The organism is Streptomyces sp. SID13726 (assembly GCF_010548375.1).
Classification (GTDB): Bacteria; Actinomycetota; Actinomycetes; order Streptomycetales; family Streptomycetaceae; genus Streptomyces.
The window spans coordinates 1-393 of the sequence record NZ_JAAGLY010000802.1 but is presented as its reverse complement, the minus strand read 5'-3'; the positions used below and the strand labels follow the sequence as shown (position 1 = coordinate 393).

Annotated in this window: 1 protein-coding gene; it reads right to left on the bottom strand. The window is 73.8% G+C overall.

The features are described from left to right. Window positions 1-177: 177 nt before the first annotated feature. Window positions 178-393: glycerophosphodiester phosphodiesterase family protein (locus tag G3I78_RS50385; protein ID WP_275424958.1), on the bottom strand; the 216-nt coding region annotated here is incomplete at its 5' end.

Genomic DNA, 393 nt, shown 5'->3' with positions numbered 1-393 from the left:
TCGTAGAAGTACCAGCCGTGCTGTTCGCGCTTGCGGCCGGCGGCGGTCTCCGTCCGCGCCCTTCCGTCGTCCGGCCCCGGCTCCGTCGTGTCCGTCGTCCGCGCACTCATCCGGTGCCCCCTCGCTGATGCCGTACCGCTGCGGCCCGCCGGGGCCCGCGCGCGGCCGGTGAGGCGGTCAGGCCCAGGCCCCGCGCCGGTCCAGCACCGTGCGCAAGATGTCGATCCGGTCGGTCATGATGCCATCGACGCCCAGGTCCAGGAGCGCTTCCATGCGTTGCGGTTCGTTCACGGTCCACACGTGCACCTGGAGCCCCCGCTCGTGCGCGGTGCGCACGAAGCGCCGGTCGACCACGCGGACGCCCGCCTGGGTCTCCGGAACCTGCGCGGCCAC